We start from the raw sequence: 245 nt of genomic DNA, 5'->3' as shown, positions 1-245 counted from the left end.
ATTTGCGCCGTTTACCAACTAGTCAAATAAGAGCTGCGATGGGGTTTGTCTTTCAAGAAACATTTTTATTCAATATGAGTGTAAAAGACAATATTCGCTTTGGAGATACGAGTCTTACAGATCAACAACTCGTTGAAGCTGCTAAAAAAGCTGATTGCGATTCATTTATAAGAGAACTAGAACATGGATATGACACCATACTTGGGGAAAGGGGATTAAAACTTTCTGGCGGTCAAAAACAAAAG

General features: G+C 37.1%; 1 protein-coding gene. It reads left to right on the top strand.

Annotated features, from left to right (window positions below; all coding sequences use genetic code 11):
- Nucleotides 1-245: ATP-binding cassette domain-containing protein (locus SB822_RS59820; RefSeq protein ID WP_410859476.1), on the top strand; the 245-nt coding region annotated here is incomplete at both ends.

The organism is Paraburkholderia sp. SIMBA_054 (genome assembly GCF_046534875.1).
GTDB classification, from domain to species: domain Bacteria; phylum Pseudomonadota; class Gammaproteobacteria; order Burkholderiales; family Burkholderiaceae; genus Paraburkholderia; species Paraburkholderia hospita.
This window is presented reverse-complemented; position numbering and strand designations above follow the sequence as displayed.